Origin of the sequence: Novosphingobium jiangmenense (genome assembly GCF_015694345.1) — a bacterium.
Taxonomy (GTDB): domain Bacteria; phylum Pseudomonadota; class Alphaproteobacteria; order Sphingomonadales; family Sphingomonadaceae; genus Novosphingobium; species Novosphingobium jiangmenense.
Genome location: NZ_JADQDC010000001.1, coordinates 127,875 through 152,013 on the forward strand (window position 1 = coordinate 127,875; position 24,139 = coordinate 152,013).

Consider the following 24,139-nt stretch of genomic DNA (forward strand, 5'->3'; position numbering starts at 1 on the left):
GCCCCGCGAGGCCGTCATGCATTCACTCAGGTTGCCAGCGAGATGTAGCCCAGCTGCGCCGCCTTGAAGACGGTCTGGCTGCGGTTGACCGCGTTCAGCTTCATCGAGGCGTTGTGGATGTGGAAGCGTACCGTCGCGCGGCTGCGGCCCATGATCATGCTGATCTCGAGGTCGGTCTTGCCGATCGCGGCCCAGCGCAGGCACTCCACTTCGCGCTTCGACAGGCGCGAGGCGGGCGGCAGCGCCTGGACCGAACCCATCGCATGAACGTAGCTGGCGATGAAGGTGCGGCTGTAGATGCCGAAGGCGTCGCCGTTTTCGAGAAACACGTCGTCAAGCTCGGTCGCTTCGGGGTCGAGCGGGTTGAAGCTCACCGCGCCGATCTGGCCGAACGGCAGGTGAACCGGCACGACGATCGCCGCGCGCGTCATCGCCCGCGCCTCGAAGTTGGTGAGGTCGATCGCGGTCAGGTAATGGTTGGGCTGGCGGGTGTGAAAGCCGTTGGCGTTGACCCAGAACGGCTCGCTCTCGAAGCGGCAGGCCGATGTCAGCGGCGAATCGAGCGCGATCCGCGAATTGCGCCACCAAACCTTCTCGTCGTTCCAGCCGAACACGTCGCGGGCGAGGATGTTGCCATCGGCGTCGACCGGCGTACGCTTGTCGGCAATGTCGTGGGCGGGTGCCGCGCGCATTCCGGCCTCGCTGGCAATCCGGTGCAGGGCCTCGGCCGCGCGACGCACGTCTTGCGGGCTGCTGATCCTGACCGAATCGATGGACTCCACCGAAAGCTGCAACTGACCTCTCCTGCACTTATGGTCATGGTCATACCGGGCGAAGCCCTTGGAAACAACGACGGGTTTGTTGCCAGCGCCTAGTCATTTGCGCAGCGTGGCGATGTCTGCGACTTTGGTAGAGGTCTGTTCCTTGAGGAGAGGGACGTGAATTTCGACCTGAACGAAGACGAGGAAATGCTGAAGGCGCTAGCCGAGCGTTTCGTCGAAGACAACTACGACCTTGATCGCCGCCGGGTCTATCTGGGCGGACCGAACGGCTTTTCGCCGCAGATGTGGTCGTTGCTCGCCGAACTCGGGCTCGTCGCCGCGCCGCTCTCGTTCGAGAGCGGGGGGCTGGCGCTCGACGCCACGGCGATCGCCACGGTGTTCCAGGCGCTGGGCAAGGGCCTGGTGGTCGAACCGCTGATCGAGAACGTGATGGTCGGCGCGCGCCTGTTCGAACGCGTCGCACCGGCAGACCTTGCCGCAGAATGGCTGGAAGCCCTTGCCATGGGCGCGCGCCGCATCGCGCTGGCCCATGCCGAACACGGCGCACGCGGCGGCCGCAGCTATGTCGAGACGCGCGTGAACGCCGATGGCACGCTCTCGGGCGCAAAGTCATGCGTGCCGGCAGGGGCCGGGGTCGATGGCTATATCGTCACCGCGCGTGAAAGCGGCGCGGCGGGCGATGCCGAGGGCGTTGGCCTGTTCCTCGTCGCCGGCAATGCACCGGGCCTCACCGTCACGCCTTGGCGCACGGTCGATGGCTCGCTGGCCGTCACCCTCGATCTGGCAGGCGTCCCTGCCACCGGCCTCGGCGGATCGCTGGGCGATGTGGCCGAAGTCGGCGTGCTCGCCTCGCTGGCCCGCTCCGCCGAAGCGCTGGGCGTGATGCAAAGCCTGTTCGACGCCACGCTCGAATATCTGCGCACGCGCCAGCAGTTCGGCACGACGCTCGGTTCGTTCCAGGCAATCCAGCACCGCATGGCCGCGCAATATGCCGCGATCGAGCAGGGCCGGGCGCTGCTTGATCTCGCCATCGTCAGCCAGGGCTCTGATCGTTTCGCTGCCGCAGTCGATGGTCTGCGCGCTTTCGTCGCACCGGCCTCGGTGGAACTCGGCCACGAGATGATCCAGTTCCACGGCGGCATGGGCGTGACCGACGAACTGTTCATCGGCCACGGCCACAAGCGCCTGCTCATGCTGTCGCGCTGGCCGGATGACGGCATGGCCGCGCTCGACCGCTTCGCCGGAGTGGCCTGACAGGCGACAAGGCCCTGAATCCGCGAAGGATCAGGGCCTTTCCGTTCAGAACTCGGACCAGTCCTCGGCCACGGCGAGGTTGCCTCTTGTGACCGGCACCGCTGCGGGCCGGGTCGCGCTTGTGGGCGCCCGCCTTGCAATCCGGGGTGCTGCTTCGGGCAAAGGCGCCTGCGCGGCAAGCGCCCGCTCGCTGATCCGGAACGCAGCGACCCCGGCGGAGAGGGCATTGGCCTGCTCGGACAGCGAGCGCGCGGCGGCTGCGGATTCCTCGACCATCGCGGCATTCTGCTGGGTCATCTGGTCCATCTCGGTCACGTCGGCATTGACGCTGACGATGCTGCGGACCTGCTCCGACGTCTGGCTGGCGACTTCGGTGATGAAGCTGTTGATCTCGTCGATCAGGCCGCCAAGCTCTGCCAGCACCGTGCGCGTCCGCTCGACGGTGGTCACGCCCCGCGCAACCGTGGTGCTGCTGCTGTCGACCAGGCTCTTGATGTCGCGCGCCGCTTCGGCGCAGCGCTGGGCGAGGGCGCGCACTTCGGTGGCGACGACGGCAAAGCCCTTGCCGGCCTCGCCCGCCCGCGCCGCCTCGACCCCGGCGTTGAGCGCCAGCAGGTTGGTCTGGAAGGCGATCCCGTCGATCAGCCCGACGATGCGACCGATTTCCTGCGAGGATTTCTCGATCTCGTGCATCGATTCCATCGCCGATGCCGCAACCTCGTGGCCTTCCTCGGCCTTTGCCGCAACGCTGGAGACGGAGCGATGCGCCGCATCCGCGCGCTGCGCCGTCTGCCCGAGCGCCTGGGTGACCTGATTCATCGCACCGGCCGTCCGCTGCAGGTTGGCGGCCTGGCGCTCGTTGCGCTGGGCGAGGTCGGCCGAGGCGGCATCGATCTCCTCGGACCCGGTAAGGACGCTCCGTGCCAGTCCGTGGATGTTGGCCAGCGCCGCCGAGACACTGGCGATCCCGGCGTTGAAGTTGCGCCGCATCTCCTCGTACTCGCCGGGGAAAGTCTCGGTCACTTCGGCGGTCAGATCGTTGGCGGCGAGCCGTGCGAGCGAACTGTTCATGCGGTCGATGATCCGGCGCTGCGTTTCCAGATCGGTCGAGGCGCGGATGCTGAGGCGGAACTTGTCCATCGCCTTGGTCATGCGGCCAACGCAATCGGCGTGGTGGGTGTAGCGGATCGGGCTCTCCGTATCGCCATCGGCCAGTGCTTCCATGCGCACCACCGTGTCCACATAGGGCCTGCAGATGCGTTCCGAAGCCGTACGGATGATCGCATAGGTCAGCACGAGCGAAACCGCCGCTCCAATGCCGACAAACAGTAACGCATGCTCGGGCAACAGCAGCACCGCCGGAATGTCGAGCAGGTTCAGCGCCGAAGCGCCCACCAGTGCCAGCATCATCACCCGCAGTTTCTGGCGGATCGGCGCCTGCGTTTCAAACCAGTCCAGCATGTCGAAAGCTCCCTGCGATCGGCACGGGAAGCGCGCGCGCCGGACTTCTGCGGTTCCGGCACGAATCCCGTGGAATCTGTGACCGACAGATTAACCAGTGCCCGTAAATGGTGTCGGACAGCTAACTCGTTGATTCTACGTATGCACTTTGGTGCAGGTGGCGATGCTCCGCGCGTCCGCCGCCCCCGCGTCGGTCTCCCCCATCCTTCCAAGGTACAATTGGCCGAGGCGCGGCAAGGGCGCACACTTGCGTCAGATCTCGATAACGAATTTCTGGAGGACCGAGGATGTTGCAGCAGGCCCTGAGCCAGTTCACTGGCGTATCGCTCATTCGCGAAAAGTTCGACAACTTCATCGGCGGCAAGTGGGTTGCCCCGGTCAAGGGTGCGTACTTCGACAATATCTCGCCTGTCACCGGCCAGGTGGTGTGCCAGGTCGCGCGCGGCACCGCCGAGGACATCGAGCTGGCGCTGGACGCCGCCCATGCCGCCAAGGATGCTTGGGGGCGGATGTCGACCACCGAACGGTCGAACATCCTGCTCAAGGTCGCCGACAAGATGGAGGCCAACCTCGATCTGCTGGCGATGGCCGAGACGATCGACAACGGCAAGCCGATCCGCGAGACGACCGCCGCCGACATTCCGCTCGCCATCGATCACTTCCGCTACTTCGCCGCCTGCGTGCGCGCGCAGGAAGGCTCGATCGCCGAGATCGACCACGACACCGTCGCCTATCACTTCCACGAACCGCTGGGCGTGGTCGGCCAGATCATCCCGTGGAACTTCCCGATCCTGATGGCCGCATGGAAGCTCGCCCCGGCGCTGGCCGCAGGCAACTGCGTGGTTCTGAAGCCCGCCGAGCAGACCCCGATGTCGATCCTCGTCCTCGCCGAACTGATCGCCGACATCCTGCCCGCAGGCACGCTCAACATCGTCAACGGCTTCGGCATCGAAGCGGGCAAGCCGCTCGCCACCAACAAGCGCATCAGCAAGATCGCATTCACCGGCGAGACCACCACCGGCCGCCTGATCATGCAGTATGCGTCCGAGAACCTGATCCCCTGCACGCTCGAGCTGGGCGGCAAGAGCCCCAACATCTTCTTCGCCGACGTGATGGATCACGACGACGACTTCCTCGACAAGGCGCTCGAAGGCTTCACCATGTTCGCGCTCAACCAGGGCGAGGTCTGCACCTGCCCGAGCCGCGCCCTGGTGCATGAATCGATCTATGACCGCTTCATGGAAAAGGCGATTGCCCGCGTCGAGGCGATCAAGCTCGGCAGCCCGCTCGATGGCTCGACCATGATCGGCGCGCAGGCCTCGAACGACCAGATGGAGAAGATCCTCTCCTACATCCAGATCGGCCGCGACGAGGGCGCCAAGGTCCTGACCGGCGGCGAGCGCGCGATGCACGAGGGCGATCTGGCGCAGGGTTATTACGTCAAGCCGACTGTGCTCGAAGGCCACAACAAGATGCGCGTGTTCCAGGAAGAGATCTTCGGCCCGGTCCTCGCCGTGACCAAGTTCTCGACCGACGAGGAAGCGCTCGAGATCGCCAACGACACGCTCTACGGCCTCGGCGCCGGCGTCTGGACCCGCGACGGAACTCGCGCCTATCGCTTCGGTCGCGGCATCCAGGCCGGTCGCGTCTGGACCAACTGCTATCACGCCTACCCGGCCCACGCGGCCTTCGGCGGCTACAAGCAGTCGGGCATCGGGCGCGAGACGCACAAGATGATGCTCGACCACTACCAGCAGACCAAGAACCTGCTGGTCAGCTACAGCCCCAAGAAGCTCGGCTTCTTCTGAGGCTGACATGAAACCGGCCTGAAAGCTGGAGGGAGACGGCGCGGCAGGGGAGGAAGGTCCCCGTCGCGCCGTCACCGTTTGTGATCTGCCGATTGCCAAGGCGCCGCAAGAGCGCGAAGGTGAAGCGATAACAAAGAGAGGATGAACGGATGGCCCAGGTCGTCGTCAACGTATTCTACAACGCCCCCACCGACCCGGAGGCGTTCGAAACCTATTATCACGACACTCACATGCCGATCGCGGATCAAATCCCCGGGCTGGAAAAGGCCGTCCTGCTCAAGGGCCTGCCCGGTCCCGATGGCAGTGCGCCCGCCTACTACCGGCTGACCCAGCTGTGGTTTGCCGATGCCGATGCCATGGCCGCCGGAATGTCCTCGCCACAGGCCCAGGCCGCCAGCGCCGATATCGCCAACTTCGCCATCGGCGGCGCCAGCATCATGATCAGCCACGTCGGATGAGCAACCTGCCGCCCCGTGTGCTGAACACGCCCGAGGCCGGGGAATGGATTTCCCGGCTGAAGGCGCGCCACGGGGCGCTGATGTTTCACCAGTCGGGCGGCTGCTGCGATGGCTCCGCCCCGATGTGCTTCGTCGCCGGCGAATTCCGCGTCGGCGGGCAGGACGTGCTGCTCGGCCATGTCGCGGAAGACTCCCCGGTATGGATCGGCGCCGCGCAGTTCGAATACTGGCGGCACACGCAGGTGACGATCGACGTCGTGCCCGGACGCGGCGCGGGCATGAGCCTCGAAGCCCCCGAGGGTGTCCGCTTCATCGTGCGCAGCCGGGTGTTCACCGATGAGGAAAGCGCCGCACTCGAAGCAGCGGGCGAGCCTGTGCGGGGCGACGCTGCCCTGCTTGGCGAAGCGGCAGGATCGCCTTAAGCTGCGGCAACGGCAGGAGAACCCGCAAGAGGTCTGGCCATGGAGGATGCGGTGATGGATATGGCGACGGCAGTGGACGAAGCGCGCATGATCGCGTGCACTTCGCGCGCCGCCGATCCCAAGGCCGCTGTGGCCGAACTCGCCGAGTGCATCGACGGGCGCAAGCTGGCCGGCGCGCTGCTGTTCTGCTCCAACGTCTATTCCCGCGATGCCCTCCAGGCCGAACTGGCCGAGGCCATGCCCGACGTCCGCCTGTTCGGCTGCACCAGCGCGGGCGAGCTGAATGATCAGGGCTATGACACCCACTCGGTCGTGCTGATCGGCTTCCCCGAAGGCCCCTTCGCCATGGCCTCGCTGCGCTTCGACGATCTCGACCACTTCGACCCGCAGGTCGCCCAAGGCGCAATCCGCCAGCTCGTCGCGCAATCGCGCCGCGAACATGGCGAGGGACTGCATCAGGTCGCGCTGTTCTTCGTCGATGGCCTGTCCCACCGCGAGGAACTGCTGACGATGACGGCGCAGCACGCGCTGGGCGATATCCAGCTGATCGGCGGGTCGAGCGGCGACGGTCTCTCGTTCCGCGATACCGCGATCTTCCACGAAGGCGCGTTTCACAAGGACGCAGCGGTGATCGTGCTGCTCACCAGCCGCCGCCCATTGCACGTCTTCTGCAAGAGCTTCTACCGCCCCGGCCCTGCCAAGATGGTGATCACCGAGGCCGATGCCGAATCCCGTGTCGTCACCGAGATCAACGCCGCGCCCGCCGCCGAGGAATACCGCCGCCTTGCCGGAAGTCCGCTTTCGGAACTCAACGCCCAGTTCTTCGCCGCCTATCCGCCGATCGTGCGCACCGGCGGCCAGTTCCACGTCCGCTCGATCCAGACCGCCAACGACGATGGCTCGCTGACGTTCTACTGCGCGATCGATACCGGCGTGGTCCTCTCGATCGGCGAACCGGTCGACCGCCTTGCCGAAATGGATGCCCTGTTCGACGAGATCGGCGCGAAAGTGGGCGAGATCGACCATGTCGTCGGCTTCGATTGCGTGCTCAACCGGCTCGATGCCGAAGACCGCCAGCAGGCCGGCGTCGTCTCGCGCATGTACGTCGCCAACCGCGTGTTCGGCTTCAACACTTATGGCGAACAGTTCCGCGCCGCGCACATGAACCAGACCTTCACCGGTCTCGCAGTCGGGCGATGAGCGGCACCGGCCTCACCGGCATCCTCGCCCCTGCCATGGTCAACGGCGAGGACGAGGTCACCGCCCTGCGCGCCCGCGTGCGCCAGCTCGAGAAGATCAACGCCGCGCTGATGGACCGCGTCGAACGCTCGGGTGACATGGAGGGCGGCGCCTTCTCGATGTTCGAAACCGCCATTGCGCTCGAATCCGTGGTGCGCGACCGCACCAGCGCGCTCGAAGCGGCCATGGCAGAACTCGCCGCCGCCAACGAGGATGCGACCGCCGCCCGCGTCCTGCTGCGCGACGCCATCGAGTCCCTGAGCGACGGCTTTGCCCTGTTCGACGCCGACGACCGCCTGATCCTGTGCAACCGCGCATTCCTCAAGATCTTCCCCGCCGTCGAACCGATCTCGGGCGACAGTCCGGAATTCGCCGAAATGGCCAGCCGCGTTGCCCTCACTGGCTCCACCCTTGGCGCCGCCACCGGTCCCGACCGCTGGCTCAGCGACCGAGTCGACTGGCACCGCCGTGCCGAAGGCGCGCACGTGCAGGCACTGGGCGACGGGCGCTGGATCCAGATCAACGAATTGCGCACCAGCGACGGCGGCATCGTTGGCATTTATACCGACATCACCTCGGTGAAGGCCGAGGACGCCCGCCAGCGCGCCTTGGAACTGGCCGAACGCAACCTCGCGCTGCAGGCCACGCTCGACACCCTGTCCGAAGGCGTCTGCCTGTTCGATGCCCAGCGCCGGATGCAGGCATGGAACGAGGGCCTCGTCCGCGTGCTTGGCCTCTCCGGCAAGGACCTCATGCGCCATGTCGAAAGCCACGCCCAGCTGGTGCAGTGGTGCAGCTGGCGCCTCGGTCTCGAATGCGCCGACAGCCTCGCCTGGCGCGAGGGCGATACCCGCCAGCTTTCCGCCGACTGCCTGATGGACGGACGGCATTTCGTCATCCGCTCGGTCCCATTGGGCAACGGCGGCATGGTCTTCACCTTCGACGACGTGACCGACCATGTCAGCCTGCAACGCTCGCTGACCGAGACCGCCGAACTGCTCGAACGCCGCGTGGAGGAGCGCACCGCCGAACTGGTCGAGGTCAACCGCCAGCTGGTCGAGGCCAAGAACGAGGCCGAAACCGCCAACCGCTCGAAGACCAGCTTCCTCGCCGCCGCCAGCCACGATCTGCTTCAGCCGCTCAACGCCGCGCGCCTGTTCGTCTCGGCGATGGATGGCCTCAAGCTCGCCGAACGCCCGCGCGCGCTGGTCAGTCAGGCCTCCACCGCGCTGGATTCGGTCGAGGACCTGCTCGAAGCCCTGTTCGAGATTTCGCGCCTTGATGCAGGCGCGATCCAGCCCGAGGTGGCGGACCACTCGCTCGGCGCGATCCTCCATGCCCTGCGCGTGGAATTCGCTCCGCTCGCCACGGCCGGAAACCTGCAGTTCGATGTGGTGGAAACCGACGCCTGGGTCCGCTCCGACGCGCGCCTCTTGCGCCGCGTGCTGCAGAACTTCGTCTCGAACGCCATCCGCTATACTGAAGCCGGGCGCGTGGCCGTGGAAGTGACCGAAATCCAGGGCATGGTCCGTGTCACCGTGCGCGATACCGGCCCCGGCATCGCCGCGTCAGACCGCGAGGAAATCTTCGGCGAGTTCCGCCGCGTCGGCAAGACCCAGAAGATTCCCGGCAAGGGCCTCGGCCTCGCCATCGTCCGCCGCGTCTCCACCATGCTCGATCACCCGATCGGCCTCGATTCCGTTCCCGGCCTCGGTTCGGCCTTCTCGATCATGCTGCCCCGCGTCGAACCAGTCGCTGCGCCCAAGCCGGTCGAACAGCCCTCGGCGCTGCCGACCGGCAATGGCGGCCTCGTTCTGGTGATCGACAACGACCCGGCCATCCTCTCGGGCATGGAAGCCCTGCTCGAGAACTGGGGCCTCGAAGTCGTCACCGCGCGCGATCCGTCAGAGCCCTGCGTCGCCGCCGCGCTCGCCCGCCGCCCCGCCATGGCCATTGTCGACTACCAGCTCGACGACGGCCTGACCGGCGAGGAAGCCATCGCCGCGCTGCGCGCCCGCACAGACCATGACCTTCCCGCCATGGTCATCACCGCCGACCGCAGCGAGGAAACCAAGGCCCGCCTCGCCGCGCTCTCGCTCCCCATCCTCAACAAGCCGGTCAAGCCCGCGCAATTGCGCGCCCTGCTCAGGCAGCGGGACGTGCTCTAAAGCGCCCGCCGCGCTTTCAGCCACGCCTTCGCATGGTTCTGCACCTGCATGAGCGAGGCGAACACCGACTTGCGCGGATCAGGCTTCCCCGTCCGCCCGATCGCATCGATCTGCGCATAGTACCACATCTGCACGCCGAAGCCCGCGATGGTGCGCACCGTGTCGAACTTCTCCAGCCAGCGCAGGGCAGGGGGCAGCAGGCGCAAGCTCGTCTCGAAGCGCGGCAGGTCGGCGCGGTCGGCCAGCAGATCGAGGCAGGCATCCGGCGCACCGCACAACGGACGGCCAATCCCGATCAGGTCCGCCGCGCCCGTCTCCAGCGCATGCTGCATCGCCGCCCTGCTGCGGAAGCCGCCCGTCACCATCAGTGGCATCTTCGTCAGGCTCGCCTTCATCGCCTTGGCGAAATCGACGAAATAGGCCTCGCGCGCCGCCGTCGAAGCCGGAACGTCAGGTCGCTCGAAGGGATCGAGCCCCTCCATGTCCATCATCGCCGGCTGTTCGTAGGACCCGCCCGAAACCTCCAGCAGGTCGACGCCAGCCTCCTCCAGCCAGCGCGCAACCTGAAGGCTCTCCTCGAAGGCAAAGCCGCCCTTCTGGAAATCGGCCGAGTTGAGCTTTACCGAAATGCCGAAGCCCGGCCCCACGGCATTACGCACCGCGCGCACCGTCTCCATCAAAAACCGCGCCCGGTTTTCCAGCGATCCGCCCCATTTGTCCGTGCGCTGGTTGCTGCGCGGACTGAGGAATTGCGACAGCAGATAGCCATGCGCCGCATGGATCTGCACCCCGCCAAAGCCCGCCTCCTGCGCTGCCTTTGCGCAAGTGGCGAACCGCCCGATCAGCTCCAGGATCTCCGCTTCCTCCAGCGGCACCGGCTCGCCGAACTGCCCACCCGGAAGCCCGAGCTTGACGGCGGATGGCGCCTTGGGGTGGGGATTGACCGTCGCCTGCGTCTGCCGCCCGGCATGGCTGATCTGCATCCACAGCTGGTTGCCCGCCCGAGTGCCCGCCTTGGCCCATTGCGCCAGCGCCGCCTTCATGCTCGCATCCGGCGCGCGGTCCACGATCACATTGCCGGGCCGCTCCAGATGGTCGCCATCGATCTGGACGTTTCCGGTGATGAGCAGCCCCGCACCGCCATTGGCCCAAACGCCATAGAGCCGGTCCAGTTCGTCTGTCGGCTTGCCGGAAGGATCGGCCAGCCCCTCGGTCATTGCGCCCTTGGCAAGGCGGTTCGGTATCACGGTGCCGCACGGCAGCGTCAGTGGCGTCTCGATCAACATGGCATTCTCCCCCGCGCCAATCTGCCAGACGGGCGACGGAGCGCAATTGCCCATTCGTGACCGTTTACGATCCTGAGGGTTTATCCCTTGAACCCGATCTTGCCCGCCATGATCACCGCCTGCGTGCGCGAGAACACGTTCATCTTCTGCAGGATGGCGGAGACGTGGGCCTTCACCGTCGTCATCGAGACGTCGAGTTCATAGGCGATCTGCTTGTTCAGCCGCCCCGCCACCAGATGTCCCAGCACCACGCGCTGCTGCGGGGTCAGGCTGTCGATCCGGCTGCGGATCAGGTCTTCCTCGGCGGCGGCGGAATCATCGCCTTCCAGCTCGGGCATGTAGATCTCGCCCGAGAGCACCTGGTTCAGCGCATCGAGGATCGCCGCGCGCTTCAGGCTCTTGGGCACAAAGCCAGCCGCGCCCGCCGCCAGCGCATCGCGCACCACCTTGCGGTCGGTCACGCCCGAGACCATCACCACCGGCGTCGCCGGAAAGCGGTCGCGCAGGGCTTCGAGGCCTGAAAGGTGCGATACATCGGGAATATTGAGGTCGAGCAGGACAAGGTCGACATCGCCTTCCTGCGCCAGCGTGTTCAGCGCGGCTTCGAGGCTGTCGGCTTCGAGAATGGCGCAAGCCGGAAAGGCGTCGTCGAAGATCGAACGCAGCCCGTCGCGCACCAGCGAATGATCGTCAACGATCAGGACGCGGTCAGGAGACCCTGTTTCGGCCATGGCAGCGCTCCCCCCATTGGCTGCAAGCGTTATTGCTTCGACGGAATTGTGCATTTTCATCTACCCGGGGAGGGGGTGGAGCGCCAGACCTCAGGTGAGGCCCGGCGCTCCGGGGAAACATCATTTCGGCAGCTTGAACACCCAGAGCGAGCCGCCCTGGCTGATTTCCTTGAAGGTCTTGGCAACCTCGCCGCCCCACAGCGGCACCGCGCCGCCCCAGCCGGACATCACGGCGACGTACTGTTCGCCGTCCTGCTCCCAGGTGATCGGCGATCCGACCACGCCCGAGCCGGTCTGGAACTTCCAAAGTTCCGCACCCGTCTTGGCGTCGAAGGCCTTGAGGTAACCCTCAGGCGTGCCGGTGAACACCAGATTGCCGCGCGTGGCCAGAACGCCGCCCCACAGCGGGGCCTTGTTCTTGTATTCCCACACGATCTTGCCCGTGGTCGGGTCCATCGCGCGCAGGGCACCGATGTGGTCCTCGGCAATCGGCTTGATGGTGAAGCCGGCACCCAGATAGGCCGCGCCCTTCTTGTAGGCGATGGGTTCGTTCCAGATGTCCATGCCCCAGTCGTTCGAAGGCACGTAGAACAGGCCGGTGTCCTTGGAATAGGCCATCGGCATCCAGTTCTTGCCGCCGAGGAACGACGGGCTGGCGAACACGGTCGTGCCCTTTTCCGCCCCGTTCGGCGCGCCCGGACGGTTGGCGGGGATGAAGTTCGGGCGGCCCGTCTTCAGGTTGATCCCGTCGGCCCAGGTCGTCTGCATGACGAACTTGTTGGCGCTCACCAGCTTGCCGTTGGTGCGGTCGAGCACGTAGAAGTAGCCGTTGCGGTCGGCCTTGGCGCCGAGCTTCATCGGCACGTCCTTGCCCTTGACCTTCATCGTCGCGTCGAACGGAATGAACTCGTTCACGCCGTCGAAGTCCCAGCCGTCGTGCGGCGTGGTCTGGTAGTGCCACTTGATCTCGCCGGTATCGGGATCGATCGCCAGCGTCGATGCGGTGTAGAGGTTGTCGCCCGGGCGCAGGTTGCTGTTCCACGGGCCGGGGTTGCCGGTGCCGAAGAACAGGAGGTTGGTCTCGGGGTCATAGGTGCCGCCGAGCCAGGTCGCACCGCCGCCGGTCTTCCACAGGTCGCCGGTCCACGAAGCGTTGAGCTTGCCGGTCATGGTGCTGGGCTTGCCGTTCAGCGAGCCCATGTGGCCTTCGATGGTCGGACGCGTCCAGATCAGCTCGCCGGTGTCGACATTGCGGGCTGAAACCTCGCCGATGATGCCGAACTCGCCGCCAGAGTTGCCGGTGATGACCATGTCCTTGACGATCAGCGGCGCGGCCGTGGCCGAATAGCCTGCCTGGTAGTCGGCCAGCTTCTTGTTCCAGATCACCTTGCCGGTGTGGCGATCGAGCGCGATCAGGTGCGCGTCGAGCGTGGCGAAGATGATCTTGTCGCCATGGATCGCGGCACCGCGGTTGACCACGTCGCAGCAGGGCATGATGCCGTCGGGCAGGCGGGCGTTGTATTCCCACTTCTTCTCGCCGGTGCGCGCATCGAAAGCGAACAGGCGCGAATATGAGCCGGTCACATAGATCGTGCCGTCATAGACCAGCGGCTGCGATTCCTGCCCGCGCTGCTTTTCCCCCCCGAGCGAGGCTGCGAACACCGGCACCAGGCCCTTGACGTTGCTCGAGTTGAGCTTGTCCAGCGTGCTGAAACGCTGCTGCTGCGGGCCCATGCCATAGCTGATCACGTCACCGGGCGTGGCTGCATCATTGACGATGTCCGCACTGGTCGGGCCACCGGCAAGTACCGGGGCTGCCGTAAGGCTGGTTGCGGCTGCAAGGCCTGCCAGCACGATTGAAAAACGCCGCTTCATCCTGTCCCTCCTGTTATGGGGTCTTGTTTTGCGATGGAGCGCGGTCGTGCGGGAATCCCCCCGGTCCGCCACTGGTCCCCGATCGTCGATGTGAGCCTATCGGTTGCAGCATCACGCACAATTGAACCTTGGGATGAGAACCTGGTGGACATTCGTCATTGCGAGGAGACGCAGTCGACGAAGCAATCCAGAGCGTCATCGCAAATCGCTCTGGATTGCTTCGCTACTCTCGCAATGACGAAGCATAACGTTTGTATATGAGAGCGACCTGACCCCCCTCCCGCAGGCGGGAGGGGCTGGGGGTGGGCATCCCAAGCTCTCAATATTGCGCGCAGCACAAGTGCAGCAAGAACGGTTCGGGGAACACCGGTCGCAGTCGGTGTTCCCATCCCCCCCGTTTGCCCGCCGCCCGAGAGCGATGGGCTCAAGTCTGTCTCAGGATTGCGCGGAAAGCGCGGGCTTCCAGTTCACGCCGTGGCTCTTGAAGATCGCGGCCATGCGCCCGTCGGCGATCATCTGCTCGAGCACTTCCTCCAGCCGGAAGCCGAGGTTGCGCGAATTCTCCTTGACCGCGATGCCGATGTCCCAGCCCGGTGACATCATCATCGGCAGCGGCCCTTTGCGCACCTTGATCCCGGCATCGGCATGATCGGCCACCACCGCCTCGATCTGCGCAGTCGTCGCCACGGTGAAGTCGGCGCTGCCATCGGCCAGCGCTGCTGCGGCGTCATAGCCGGTCGGCACGTGGATCAGGTCCTTGGCCAGCGTGCCCCCGGCGTGGCCGAGCAGGTAGAAGTCCGGGATCGAGGCCAGCTCCACCGTGATCGGCCGTCCCTTGAACGCCGCCGGCACTGCCTCGCAATTGCCGCCATCGCGCGAACAGGCCGCGCCGAAGGTCTCGCGGTAGTAGGGCGCAAGGAACACGACGTTGTCCTCGGCCTGCATCAGCTGGCGCTCGAACGGCACGTGCAGCATCACGTCGCATGGCTGGAAGCCGAGCAGGCCGCCGCGCCAGACGACGTTGCGCAAGTCGTCGGAAATGTCCTCGCCCGCCAGGAACAGCTGCAGGTCGGCCCGCACGCCCAGCGCCTCGGCCAGCGCCCGCGCGATATCCGCGTCGATGCCCGCAACCTTGCCGCCCTGATCCCACGACCATGGCCGGTTGTCCGCATAGAGCCCGACCCGAAGGACTCCGAGGTCTTTGACCTTCTCCAGCGGCGCGGCAAAGGCCGTGGACGAGGCGGCCAGCGCGCTCAGCGCCAGCCCCCGCAGGAACGAACGCCTGTTGGCGCGCATCCGGCTCACTCGCCCAGTCACTCGTCGGTGTGCTTGGATTCGATCCAGGTGCGGATCGCCCATCCCGCCTTCTGGCCCAGCACTTCGCCCATCGGCGGCATGTAGACCTTGCCGTCGCGCGCCGAGCCGTGCTGGAAGCGCTGGATGAACCATTCGTCGCCGCTGTCGCCGGTCTCGAGATAGCGCAGGTCAGGGGCGATGCCGCCGGAGATCGCGTCGAGCCCGTGGCACCGTGCGCAGTTCTGGCCATAGGCCGACTGGCCGATTTCCAGCGCCTTCTGGTTGCCGCGATAGGGATTGACCGTCACCCAGGTGTCGTTGCCACCGGCAAGGTCGGGCAGGGCGGAGGTGTCGACGGCCTGCGGCGTCACGTTGCCATGGGCGGAAAGGCTCGATGCGATGGCGCCGGTGGCAAGCGCAGCCGCTGCCAGCAGGGCGGCACGGCCCTTGGAGATCTTGATCATCAGTCATCCTCTGCGACACGGGTGCGAACGAGCGTCCGCCCCGATGATTTGCGATGCTTATCGCGGCCCGGCCCGCCTTCAAATTGAACCATGGTACAAGACCAAGGTGTCATATGCTCGCGCATGGGCGTCGGATATTGTGCGCAACATGGAGAGACAACTGAAGGCATTCGCAGCAGCCCTGCTGCTCGGCACCACCCTCGCGCCCACCGCTCACGCGGCGCGCGCCTACGTCAGCAACGAACGGTCCTCGACCGTCACCGTAATCGACGTGGACAAGGGCACGGTCGAGGCCGAATGGCCGGTCGGCAAGCGCCCGCGCGGCATCGCCATGACCCGCGACGGCAAGGCCCTGCTGGTCGCCGCAAGTGCCGACAACGCGGTCGAAATGCGCGATCCCGCTACCGGCGCACTGATCGCAGCGTTGCCATCCGGCGCAGACCCCGAACAGTTCTTCCCCGCTTATTCAGGTGATCTCCTCTTCGCCGCGAACGAGGACAACGGCGCGGTCACCGCCATCGATCTCGCGGGCCGCAAGGTCGCGTGGCAGGTTCCCACCGGCAACGAGCCCGAAGGCGTCGCGCAAAGCCCGGATGGCAAGTGGCTCCTCGTCACCAGCGAGGAGGACAACACCGTCGCCTGGATCGACCTTTCCACCCGCACCGTGGTCGAGGAAATGGAAACCAACGCGCGCCCCCGCCACATCGAGTTCGAAGCCAATGGCTCCAAGGTGTGGATCGCCGCCGAAATGGCAGGCACCGTCCAGATCGCCGACGTCGGCTCGAAGGCTATCGAACAGACCCTGACCTTCGCCCCGCCCGGCGTCCCGGCCTACAAGGTCATGCCCTGCGGCATCCGCTTCACCCCCGATGGCAAGACCGCAATCGTCGCGCTGGGCCGGGCCGACTCCATCGCCGTCGTCGATGTCGCCACCCGCACGGTGCGCGGCTACGTCAAGGTCGGCGACCGCCCCTGGCACCTCGCGATCACGCCGGACGGCACCCGCGCCATCGTCGCCAACGGCGCGAGCGATTCCGTCTCGTTCGTCGACATCGCCGCAATGCAGGTCACCGCCACGATCAAGGCCGGCGGCGGCCCCTGGGGCGTCGCGCTGGGGCGCTGAAGCTCTTCCTATAAGTTCGTCATTCCCGCGAAGGCGGGAATCCATTTGCATGATTTGGGCGCTGGATTCCCGCCTTCGCGGGAATGACGAAGGAAGGGGGCGTATGACCTTCGTCATTATCCCAAAGTCCAACGCCCAAAGTCCAATATCGCAGCGCCGTGTTGCGCAGCATTGTCCCCTCTCAGTCGCAGAATAATCGACACGACCTTCAAGGAGGGGAACACCAATGAACATCAGGAAGGCGCTCTGCGCCTCGGTCGCGCTTGCCACGATGGCGATCGCGACAACGCCCGCCTACGCCGGTACCGCCGAGCTTCTCAAGCGCCTTCACGAGAAGGGCATCCTCTCCGATGAGGAATATGCCGAGCTGCTCGCCGAGGAAGCCAATCCCGCCGCCGCTCCTGCGCCCGCCGCTCCCGCCGCCGACACCATGACCCGCGCCACTGAATCCGTCGATTCCAGCCGCATGGTGCGCATGGCCCCCACCGGCATCGGCCTCGAAGTCGGCCCCGCCACGATCACTTTCGCAGGCTCGGTCAACGGCTTCTACGTCCACGACAACCCGGCCACCCCCACCGCGAACACTGCGGTCACCGGCGGCATCGCCAGCGTCGGCGCGAACAATTCGAGCGCGGTGCGCAACGGCCTGCTTCCCGGCTTCCTCAAGGTCTCGGTCGCGGCCAAGCAGTCGGGCTGGGACGTCGGCGCAACCTTCGGCATGTACCCCGGCATCAACTCGACCGCATGGGGCGTGCTCGGCGCCAACAACGGCGGCCAGCCGACCGCACTCGCCACCGCCGGCATCGATTTCCGCCAGACTTTCATGACCTTCGGTCGCCCCGAAGTCGGCACCTTCAAGATCGGCCGCGACATCGGCCTGTTCGGTTCCGAAGCGATCCTCAACGACATCACTTTGCTGTCGTCGGGCACGCCGGGGAACAACGTCGCGCCGGGCAACACGACGCTGGGCCGCATCGGCGTCGGCTACATCTACACCGACTTCCAGCCGCAGATCACCTACACCACGCCCAGCATCAAGGGCCTGCAGGCCTCGGTCGGCGTGTTCCAGCCGCTGTCCTCGCTCACCGGTCCGGCCGAAAGCAACTCGGCCCCCGGCTTCCAGGGCAAGGTCACCTATGACGGCAAGTTCGGCGACGTCGCCGCGCGCCTGTGGGTATCGGGCATCACGCAGAAGCACGATATCGTCGGCGGCGGCAGCTACACCGGCAGCGGCGTCGATTTCGGCGGCAAGGTCACCGTCGGCCCGGTCACCGCAACCGGCTACTACTACACCGCCAGCGGCCTCGGCACGACCGTCCTCGGCCTGTTCGACACTGGCGTTCCGCAGTCCGGCCCCGGCGTCGCCAAGCGCGATTCCAACGGCTTCTACGCCCAGGCCCTCGCCACCTTCGGCAAGATCTCGGTCGGCGGCAGCTATGGCGAAAGCCACCTCGATTACGCCAGCAACGCCGACCGCCTCGCCAACCCGAACCTGCTCGACGTCAACTCGAGCTACGTCGGCCAGGTGCGCTATGGCCTGACCTCGTGGGTCACGCTGATCGGCGAATACATCCACTCGAAGGCCGTCGCCCACTCGGGCAACGAGGCGCAGAGCGATGCCGTGGCGCTCGGCGGAATCCTGTTCTTCTGATCGGGATTTCAAAAACTTAACATTAGATACCAAAGTCCACCCTTGTCGGCGGCGGAATTCTCCTCTCTTACCGCCGCCGACATACCTGTTTTCACATCGTCATCCGGAAAGTCGCAGCAGATGGACGACACCAGCTTTTCCCGCGTCTGCGCCCTCGTGGCCGCAGCCGCCCTCGCATCGACCGCGCTTCCGGCCTTGGCCGATGAAGGCCCCAGCGGCGAGATCGTCGTGCGCGGCACCGGTCTCGAAAAGACCCCCGGCACGCCCGCCTATTCGACGGTCGAGATCGGCCGCGATGCCATCACCACCTCGGCCTCGGGCCGCATCGAGGACGTGCTGACCTCCGTCGCCGGATCCCAGCAGTTCCGCCGCTCTGACAGCCGCTCCTCCAACCCTTCGGCCCAAGGCGTCACCCTGCGCGCGCTTGGCGGCAACGCCACCAGCCGCGCACTGGTGCTGCTTGACGGCGTGCCGATGGCCGACCCGTTCTTCGGCTACGTGCCGCTGCCCGCGCTCACGCCCGACACGCTCGGCGCGATCCGCGTCACCCGGGGCGGCGGCTCCGGCCCTTTCGGCGCAGGCGCACTCTCTGGCACGATAGAGCTGGAAAGCGCAGGTCCGGACCAATTGGGCCTCGTCAACGCCCAGCTCCTCGCCAGCCAGCGCGGCGAGACCGAAGCGGCCTTGACCATCGCGCCGCGCCTCGGCTCGGGCTTCGCGGTCGTCTCGGGCCGCTGGGATCGCGGCAAGGGCTTCTTCACCACGCCAGAGGCACAGCGCGTCCCCGCCACCGTCCGCGCTCGCTACGAATCGTGGTCAACGCAAGTCCGCGCCGTCGCCCCGCTCAGCGAAACGGTCGAACTGCAAGCCCGCGCCCTCATCTACCGCGACGACCGCCTGCTGCGCTTCAAAGGCGCCACCACCTCAAGCGAAGGGCAGGACGCCAGCCTGCGCCTCGTCGGCCGGGGCGATTGGCAGTTCGACGCGCTTGCCTATGTCCAGGTCCGCAACTTCGACAACGTTGTGGTCGGCAGCTCGGCCCCGTTCAAGCCCACGCTCGACCAGTACGACACGCCCGCCCAGGGCCTCGGTGGCAAGTTCGAACTGCGCCCGCCGGTCGGCAGCAACAGCGTGCTGCGCCTCGGCGTCGACTGGCGCCGCGCCTCGGGCACGATGAAGGAAAACCAGCTGGTCGCGGCCACCGGGGCAATCCGTGAGCGGCGCCGGGCAGGGGGCGTCAACACCGACCTCGGCTTCTATGCCGAAAACGACCTGACGCTCGGGAAGCTGGTCCTCACCGGCGGCCTGCGCGCTGATCGCACCGTGATTGCCGATGGCTATTACGAAGCGCGCAACGCCGCAGGCACCGTCACCACGCGCAACGACTACGCCACGCAGAGCGACTGGACCGTGACCTGGCGCGGCGGCGCAGTGTTCCGCGCGAACGACGTGATCGCCCTGCGCGCCGCTGCCTACACGGGCCTGCGCCAGCCGACGCTGAACGAACTCTACCGCCCGTTCCTTGTCTTCCCGGTGCGTACCGACGCCAATGCCCAGCTGCGCAATGAAAAGCAGAAGGGCTTCGAAGCCGGGATCGACCTCACCCCGGCCAAGGGTCTGCGCCTCTCGGTAACCGGCTTCGACAACCGCATCGAGGACGCGATTGCCAACGTTACCATCGGCAACAACCTGCGCCAGCGCCGCAATGTTGACCAGATCCGCGCACGCGGGATCGAGGCGGCCGCCCACGCCGAACTCGGCATTGTCCGCTTCGATGGCTCGCTGGCATGGACCGATGCCGAAGTACGCAACGGTCCTGCCTCCAGCCTCACCGGCAAGCGCCCCGCGCAAACCCCGCGCCTCGCCGCCTCGGCAACGCTCGGCCTCGCCCCCGCGCCGGGCTGGGACGTGGCGGCAACGCTGCGCCATGTCGGGCAGCAGTACGAGGACGATCTCCAGCTCGACAGCCTCAAGGCCGCGACCACGCTCGATCTCTTCGCGCAAGTGCCGCTGCCCAAGGGCGTGAGCCTCGTCTTGCGCGCCGAAAACCTGTTCGATGCCGAGATCGTCACGCGCAATTCGGGTGGCTCGATAGATCTTGGTAACCCGCGCACCCTATGGGCAGGTCTTCGCGTGAAGATCTGAGCACCGATGCGCAAACTGATCCCGCTTCTCTTTGCCGCCGCGCCCGTTCCCGCCATGGCGCAGGACCTGAACCAGATCGTCGTCAACGCGCCGGGCGGCATGATCGATCTCGACGAGGCCCGCGCGCTCGATCTCGCCGCGATCGACGCCTCGGGCCGCCCCGATCTCGGCCGCGCACTGGAACGCGTCATCCCCGGCCTGACGCTGGGTGAGGCGGCGGGCAATCCGTGGCAGGCCTCGCTCAACTGGCGCGGCTTTTCCGCAGGCGCCTTGCAGGGCATGGAGCAGGGCCTCGCCGTCTATCTCGATGGCGTGCGCTTCAACCAGCCGTTCGGCGATGTCGTCCTGCTCGATCTCGTGCCGGACAGCGTTCTGGTGAGCGCGCAGGTCAACGATGCCAATCCGGTGCTCGGCCGCAATGCCCTTGCCGGGTCGCTGCTCGTCCAGACCGGCGACGGCGTAAACCTTGCCGGGCTGAAGGCGCAAAGCGATCTTGACAGCCACGGCATGGCGGGCGGCGCGGTCAGCTACGGCACCGGCACTGCGCAAAGCAACTTGGCTCTGGCCTTCGAGGCACGCCATGACAAGGGCTGGCGCGTTGCCAGTCCGTCCACGCTCTATCGCGGCTTTGCCAAGGGCGTGCATCAGGGCGAGGGCTGGGGCATCGAACTGTCCGCCCTCGGCGCCTCGACCGACCTCACCGGCAACGGCGTTTCGCCAGTCGAACTGCTCGATGCGAAGTACGATGCCGTGTTCACCCGCCCGGACACCACCCGCACCCGCTTCGCCCGCGTGGTCGCCGCACCATGGCTCGCCACCGGCGACACCTCGCGCGTGGAACTGCGCGCCCACTGGCAGTATCTCGATCGTGCCAACGCCAACGGCGACCTTGCCGATTTCGGCCCTTGCGAAGCCGATCCGGCACAACTTTGCGTCGAGGATGACGACGACAACTACAGCGATGCACTGTTTTCGCGCGGCAATCCCGTCGCCGCCGATGCCGCTGGCGACGAGGCGGCGGTGTTCAATCGCGGCAAGGAGCGCACCCGCGCCTGGGGCGCCACCCTGCAATGGCAGGACACCGTCGAGACCAGCATCGGCACCCGCCGCATCGCCTTGGGCGGTACGTGGGAGCATGCCCACACCCGCTTTGGCGCCCAGACCGATCTCGGCGAACTGGAAGAAGACCGTTCGGTCGAGGACCTTGGCCTGCCCCTGGTCTCGGCAGACGGGGCGATCCAGCCGGTTTCGCTGGTCTCGAAGCTCGATGACTTCGCGCTTTTCGCCAGTGTCGCCCTGCCGTTGACTTCGGCGCTGTCGGTGGAAGCGGGTGCGCGCTATTCGCACAACCGCGTGGTGATGGAGGACCAGCTCGGCACCGCGCTCAACGGTCGCCACCACTTCAATCGCTTCAATCCCAGCGTCGAATTCGATTACGCGCTGGCGCCCGGCATCCATGCCACCGCCGGATTCTCGCTCACCAGCCGCAACCCGACGCCCGCCGAACTCAGCTGCGCCGACCCTGAAGCGCCCTGCACACTGGCCAATTTCTTCATCGCTGACCCGCCCTTGAAGCAGGTCACCGCCACCAACTGGCACGCCGGCGTCAGCGCCACCGGCAAGGCGCTGGCATGGCGCGTCAACGCCTGGCGCTCCGAAACCAGCAACGATATCCGCATGATCGCCTCTTCGGTCCGCGGGCGGGCCTACTTCGCCAACCTCGGTCATACGCTGCGTCAAGGCGTCGAAGCGTCGGCAGAATGGCGGCGCAATGGCTGGCACGCTTCGGCCAACTATGCCTTCACCGACGCCCGCTTCCGCGATGGCTTCATCATGTCCAGCCCCTCGAACCCCGCTGCGGATGGCGATGGCACGGTGATGGTCCGGCGTGGCGATCGCCTGCCCGCCGTCCCCCGCCATGCCCTCAACCTGCGCCTTGCGCGCGAGGAGCACGACTGGTCGGCGGGCCTGACGATGCGCGCCCGCTCGGGCCAGTACCTCGCCGGCGATGAAGGCAACGACAACCCGCGCACGCCCGCCTATGCGGTGTTCGACCTCGACGGCTCGGTCAGCCTCGCACCCGGCCTGCGCGTGGTCGCGCAGCTGCGCAATGTCCTGAACAAGCGCTACGCCACGTTCGGCACCTTCTCGGAAGTGGACGAGGTTTTCCTCGCCGAAGCCCCTGGCGCCGAAGATCCCCGCGCCTACGCCCCCGGCGCCCCCCGCCGTCTGACCGTGTCCCTGCGCGCCGAATTCTAGAGCTTCGGCAGCAGCTCCGCCTCAAGCCTCGGGTAGAAGTGCGAGACGCTGCGCTGCAGTTCGTAGCGCGCGGCCTTGAGCGTTGAAAAGCGGGGAGGAATTGGCAGCTCCCCGGCCTCGCTCATGTCGAGGCCATGGGCCACCGCATCGTGCAAGGTCTGCTCCACCCAGCCGAGCCAGTCGCGTGTCTGGGCAATCGCGCTGCCATCGCGGTCAAGGGGCCCGTGCCCCGGCACCAGCAGCTTGTGCGGCATCGCGGCCAGCCGGTCGAGCGAGGCGCGCCAGTCCGGCAGCGAGGCGTGGGGCGTCGAAGGCGCGCGGTCATGGAACACGAGGTCGCCTGCCAGCAGCGTCCCCGTCGCCTCGTCGAGCAGCGCCAGATCGCCGCCCGAATGCCCCTTCAGCGCCATCAGCCGGAACTGCCGCCCGCCGAATTCCGCTTGTCCTTCAGTGACATCGCCCTGCGGCAGGACCACCGCCGTGCCCTTCATCCAGTCCGCCAGCAGGCGATACATCGCGTCCGAAAACCCCTCGCCATCACGCTCCAGATCGGCGCGGGTGGCGGGCAGGGCGTGGACGATGGCGGGGTCGAAGGCCGCTGCGCCCATCGCGTGATCGGGATGCAGGTGGCTGATGTAGACGCGCCCCACCGCCTTGCCGGTCAACTTCTGCGCCAGCGCGCCCAGCGCTCGTCCGTGTTCGCGCGAGACGCCGGGGTCGAACAGCACCGCGCCCGCGTCGGTGGCGATGATCGCGCTGTTGGCGATGGCGCCGCCGTTGGCAAAGCCGATGGCCTCGTCCGCGCCGCGCACCATCCACAGGCCGTCGGCCACCTGCTCGGCCAAGGGATTGTATTTGCCTGCGAATTGCTCGGCAATTGCGGCTGCGGGGGCAAGCAGTCCGGCCAGCAACAGCGCCCGCCGTTGAAGCTTCACGCGCCCACCTTGCCGGGGAAGCGCAGGCCCGCCGTGTCGCGCGCCTCGAAGCTGATTGCGCCGGTTGCCTTGACTACCAGGGTGAAGGCCGGGTCCTCCGCCACCGATCCGAAAATCTGCATCTCGCCCAACGACCTGCCACTGTCATCGCGGAGTGTCAGGCGCTCGATGTTGTAGGCCGGGATGTTCTCGACAAGGCCGGTGTCCATCGGATGCCGGAAGGTCATGCGCAGGCGGGTTTCTCCCGCCTTTTCAGGCCATTGTCCCGCCCGAACCTCACCCAGATGATCCGCCCAGTCCCCCTTCACGCGGGAAACCGGCGGTGCCGAGCAGCCGCCGCCTGCGGCGTCGATCCAGGAACCTCCGACGTGCCAGGTGCCGTCCTCGGTCTGCACCGCCGCGCGCACCGGGGTGCGCTGGTCGAGCTTGATGCGGGTGGCGAGGAAGGGTTCGGCTCCGGTGGGGGCGTAGTCCACCGCGACGGGGATGGGGTTGAGATCGGCGAAGAGGACGATGCGGCGCACATGCGGCAGGGCGCGCGCGTCCACCGTCACCGGAAAAATGCGTTGATTTTCAGCGATTTCGGGAATGCGCACGGCGACGCGTTGGTCGAACACCACGGCATCCTTGCCGAACAGGCGCGCGGCGTGATGCTCCCACATCGGCGAGTGCAGCGGATCGGCGGGCGCCGCCAGCGCGGGCGCCGACGCCGTCACGAGCAGGGCAGCAGTCATCAACTTTGCCATCATGCGCATTCTCCCAAAGCACACTATGCGCGCATT

19 protein-coding genes are annotated in these 24,139 nt (G+C 66.5%); 10 read left to right on the forward strand and 9 right to left on the reverse strand.

Features of this window, described 5'->3' with window-relative positions:
* Nucleotides 1–26: 26 nt before the first annotated feature.
* Nucleotides 27–794 carry a helix-turn-helix transcriptional regulator gene (locus I2488_RS00605; RefSeq protein ID WP_196273871.1) on the reverse strand — a complete coding sequence of 256 codons (768 nt, stop codon included), beginning with the start codon at nucleotides 792–794 and terminating at the stop codon, nucleotides 27–29.
* Between the two features lie 144 nt (nucleotides 795–938).
* On the opposite strand from I2488_RS00605, the gene I2488_RS00610 reads away from it, so the two are divergent.
* Nucleotides 939–2,036, forward strand: coding sequence for an acyl-CoA dehydrogenase family protein (locus I2488_RS00610; protein WP_196273872.1), 1,098 nt, complete (start codon nucleotides 939–941; stop codon nucleotides 2,034–2,036).
* A gap of 45 nt (nucleotides 2,037–2,081) precedes the next feature.
* Here the strand turns inward: I2488_RS00610 and I2488_RS00615 are convergent, their stop codons facing one another.
* Complete coding sequence (locus tag I2488_RS00615; RefSeq protein ID WP_196273873.1) at nucleotides 2,082–3,497, reverse strand: methyl-accepting chemotaxis protein; 1,416 nt, start codon at nucleotides 3,495–3,497, stop codon at nucleotides 2,082–2,084.
* 287 nt (nucleotides 3,498–3,784) lie between these two features.
* Between I2488_RS00615 and adh the strand changes: the two genes are divergently transcribed.
* The 5 genes from adh (at nucleotide 3,785) to I2488_RS00640 (ending at nucleotide 9,592) form a co-directional block, all read left to right on the forward strand.
* Nucleotides 3,785–5,305 carry an aldehyde dehydrogenase gene (gene adh, locus I2488_RS00620; protein WP_196273874.1) on the forward strand — a complete coding sequence of 507 codons (1,521 nt, stop codon included), beginning with the start codon at nucleotides 3,785–3,787 and terminating at the stop codon, nucleotides 5,303–5,305.
* A gap of 149 nt (nucleotides 5,306–5,454) precedes the next feature.
* Nucleotides 5,455–5,763 (forward strand): EthD family reductase, encoded by a 309-nt coding sequence (locus I2488_RS00625; RefSeq protein WP_196273875.1) that lies wholly within the window; start codon nucleotides 5,455–5,457, stop codon nucleotides 5,761–5,763.
* A complete protein-coding gene (locus tag I2488_RS00630) occupies nucleotides 5,760–6,185 on the forward strand; it encodes a DUF779 domain-containing protein (RefSeq protein ID WP_196273876.1) in 426 nt (141 codons plus the stop codon). The genes I2488_RS00625 and I2488_RS00630 overlap by 4 nt, the downstream gene beginning before the upstream one ends.
* A gap of 39 nt (nucleotides 6,186–6,224) precedes the next feature.
* Nucleotides 6,225–7,385, forward strand: coding sequence for an FIST N-terminal domain-containing protein (locus I2488_RS00635; protein ID WP_246465389.1), 1,161 nt, complete (start codon nucleotides 6,225–6,227; stop codon nucleotides 7,383–7,385).
* On the forward strand, nucleotides 7,382–9,592 hold the full coding sequence (locus I2488_RS00640; RefSeq protein WP_246465390.1) for a hybrid sensor histidine kinase/response regulator: 2,211 nt from the start codon (nucleotides 7,382–7,384) through the stop codon (nucleotides 9,590–9,592). The genes I2488_RS00635 and I2488_RS00640 overlap by 4 nt, the downstream gene beginning before the upstream one ends.
* On the opposite strand, the gene I2488_RS00645 is transcribed toward I2488_RS00640, so the two are convergent.
* The 5 genes from I2488_RS00645 to pedF all read right to left on the reverse strand — a co-directional run bounded on the left by I2488_RS00645 (nucleotide 9,589) and on the right by pedF (nucleotide 15,244).
* On the reverse strand, nucleotides 9,589–10,878 hold the full coding sequence (locus I2488_RS00645) for an NADH:flavin oxidoreductase/NADH oxidase family protein (protein ID WP_196273877.1): 1,290 nt from the start codon (nucleotides 10,876–10,878) through the stop codon (nucleotides 9,589–9,591). The genes I2488_RS00640 and I2488_RS00645 overlap by 4 nt on opposite strands.
* Nucleotides 10,879–10,958: 80 nt before the next feature.
* Nucleotides 10,959–11,609, reverse strand: a complete 651-nt coding sequence (locus I2488_RS00650; protein WP_246465391.1) for a response regulator — start codon at nucleotides 11,607–11,609, stop codon at nucleotides 10,959–10,961.
* A gap of 120 nt (nucleotides 11,610–11,729) precedes the next feature.
* Nucleotides 11,730–13,484: a methanol/ethanol family PQQ-dependent dehydrogenase gene (locus I2488_RS00655; protein WP_196273879.1), complete on the reverse strand. Its 1,755-nt coding sequence runs from the start codon at nucleotides 13,482–13,484 to the stop codon at nucleotides 11,730–11,732.
* Between the two features lie 435 nt (nucleotides 13,485–13,919).
* Nucleotides 13,920–14,780, reverse strand: a complete 861-nt coding sequence (locus I2488_RS00660; protein ID WP_196274242.1) for a substrate-binding periplasmic protein — start codon at nucleotides 14,778–14,780, stop codon at nucleotides 13,920–13,922.
* Nucleotides 14,781–14,797: 17 nt separating this feature from the next.
* Complete coding sequence (pedF, locus tag I2488_RS00665; protein WP_196273880.1) at nucleotides 14,798–15,244, reverse strand: cytochrome c-550 PedF; 447 nt, start codon at nucleotides 15,242–15,244, stop codon at nucleotides 14,798–14,800.
* A 148-nt stretch (nucleotides 15,245–15,392) separates the two neighbouring features.
* Here pedF and I2488_RS00670 point away from each other — a divergent pair, with 148 nt between their 5' ends.
* The 4 genes from I2488_RS00670 (at nucleotide 15,393) to I2488_RS00685 (ending at nucleotide 22,422) form a co-directional block, all read left to right on the forward strand.
* On the forward strand, nucleotides 15,393–16,367 hold the full coding sequence (locus I2488_RS00670) for a PQQ-dependent catabolism-associated beta-propeller protein (protein WP_196273881.1): 975 nt from the start codon (nucleotides 15,393–15,395) through the stop codon (nucleotides 16,365–16,367).
* A 226-nt stretch (nucleotides 16,368–16,593) separates the two neighbouring features.
* Complete coding sequence (locus I2488_RS00675) at nucleotides 16,594–18,018, forward strand: porin family protein (protein WP_196273882.1); 1,425 nt, start codon at nucleotides 16,594–16,596, stop codon at nucleotides 18,016–18,018.
* A gap of 120 nt (nucleotides 18,019–18,138) precedes the next feature.
* On the forward strand, nucleotides 18,139–20,163 hold the full coding sequence (locus I2488_RS00680; protein WP_196273883.1) for a TonB-dependent receptor: 2,025 nt from the start codon (nucleotides 18,139–18,141) through the stop codon (nucleotides 20,161–20,163).
* A 6-nt stretch (nucleotides 20,164–20,169) separates the two neighbouring features.
* On the forward strand, nucleotides 20,170–22,422 hold the full coding sequence (locus I2488_RS00685; protein ID WP_196273884.1) for a TonB-dependent receptor: 2,253 nt from the start codon (nucleotides 20,170–20,172) through the stop codon (nucleotides 22,420–22,422).
* Here I2488_RS00685 and I2488_RS00690 read toward each other — a convergent pair.
* Together I2488_RS00690 and I2488_RS00695 are read right to left on the reverse strand one after the other, a co-directional pair.
* Nucleotides 22,419–23,357, reverse strand: a complete 939-nt coding sequence (locus I2488_RS00690; RefSeq protein ID WP_196273885.1) for a quinoprotein relay system zinc metallohydrolase 1 — start codon at nucleotides 23,355–23,357, stop codon at nucleotides 22,419–22,421. The two genes, I2488_RS00685 and I2488_RS00690, sit on opposite strands and share 4 nt — an antisense overlap.
* Complete coding sequence (locus I2488_RS00695; protein WP_425492336.1) at nucleotides 23,354–24,112, reverse strand: quinoprotein dehydrogenase-associated SoxYZ-like carrier; 759 nt, start codon at nucleotides 24,110–24,112, stop codon at nucleotides 23,354–23,356. The genes I2488_RS00690 and I2488_RS00695 overlap by 4 nt, the downstream gene beginning before the upstream one ends.
* Nucleotides 24,113–24,139: the final 27 nt, after the last annotated feature.

Coding starts and splice junctions, on each gene's coding strand:
- I2488_RS00615 (WP_196273873.1), bottom strand. CDS start 3,497: ATGCTGGACTGGTTTGAAACGCAGGCGCCGATCCGCCAGAAACTGCGG.
- adh (WP_196273874.1), top strand. CDS start 3,785: ATGTTGCAGCAGGCCCTGAGCCAGTTCACTGGCGTATCGCTCATTCGC.
- I2488_RS00625 (WP_196273875.1), top strand. CDS start 5,455: ATGGCCCAGGTCGTCGTCAACGTATTCTACAACGCCCCCACCGACCCG.
- I2488_RS00630 (WP_196273876.1), top strand. CDS start 5,760: ATGAGCAACCTGCCGCCCCGTGTGCTGAACACGCCCGAGGCCGGGGAA.
- I2488_RS00635 (WP_246465389.1), top strand. CDS start 6,225: ATGGAGGATGCGGTGATGGATATGGCGACGGCAGTGGACGAAGCGCGC.
- I2488_RS00640 (WP_246465390.1), top strand. CDS start 7,382: ATGAGCGGCACCGGCCTCACCGGCATCCTCGCCCCTGCCATGGTCAAC.
- I2488_RS00645 (WP_196273877.1), bottom strand. CDS start 10,878: ATGTTGATCGAGACGCCACTGACGCTGCCGTGCGGCACCGTGATACCG.
- I2488_RS00650 (WP_246465391.1), bottom strand. CDS start 11,609: ATGGCCGAAACAGGGTCTCCTGACCGCGTCCTGATCGTTGACGATCAT.
- I2488_RS00655 (WP_196273879.1), bottom strand. CDS start 13,484: ATGAAGCGGCGTTTTTCAATCGTGCTGGCAGGCCTTGCAGCCGCAACC.
- I2488_RS00660 (WP_196274242.1), bottom strand. CDS start 14,780: ATGCGCGCCAACAGGCGTTCGTTCCTGCGGGGGCTGGCGCTGAGCGCG.
- pedF (WP_196273880.1), bottom strand. CDS start 15,244: ATGATCAAGATCTCCAAGGGCCGTGCCGCCCTGCTGGCAGCGGCTGCG.
- I2488_RS00670 (WP_196273881.1), top strand. CDS start 15,393: ATGGAGAGACAACTGAAGGCATTCGCAGCAGCCCTGCTGCTCGGCACC.
- I2488_RS00675 (WP_196273882.1), top strand. CDS start 16,594: ATGAACATCAGGAAGGCGCTCTGCGCCTCGGTCGCGCTTGCCACGATG.
- I2488_RS00680 (WP_196273883.1), top strand. CDS start 18,139: ATGGACGACACCAGCTTTTCCCGCGTCTGCGCCCTCGTGGCCGCAGCC.
- I2488_RS00685 (WP_196273884.1), top strand. CDS start 20,170: ATGCGCAAACTGATCCCGCTTCTCTTTGCCGCCGCGCCCGTTCCCGCC.
- I2488_RS00695 (WP_425492336.1), bottom strand. CDS start 24,112: ATGCGCATGATGGCAAAGTTGATGACTGCTGCCCTGCTCGTGACGGCG.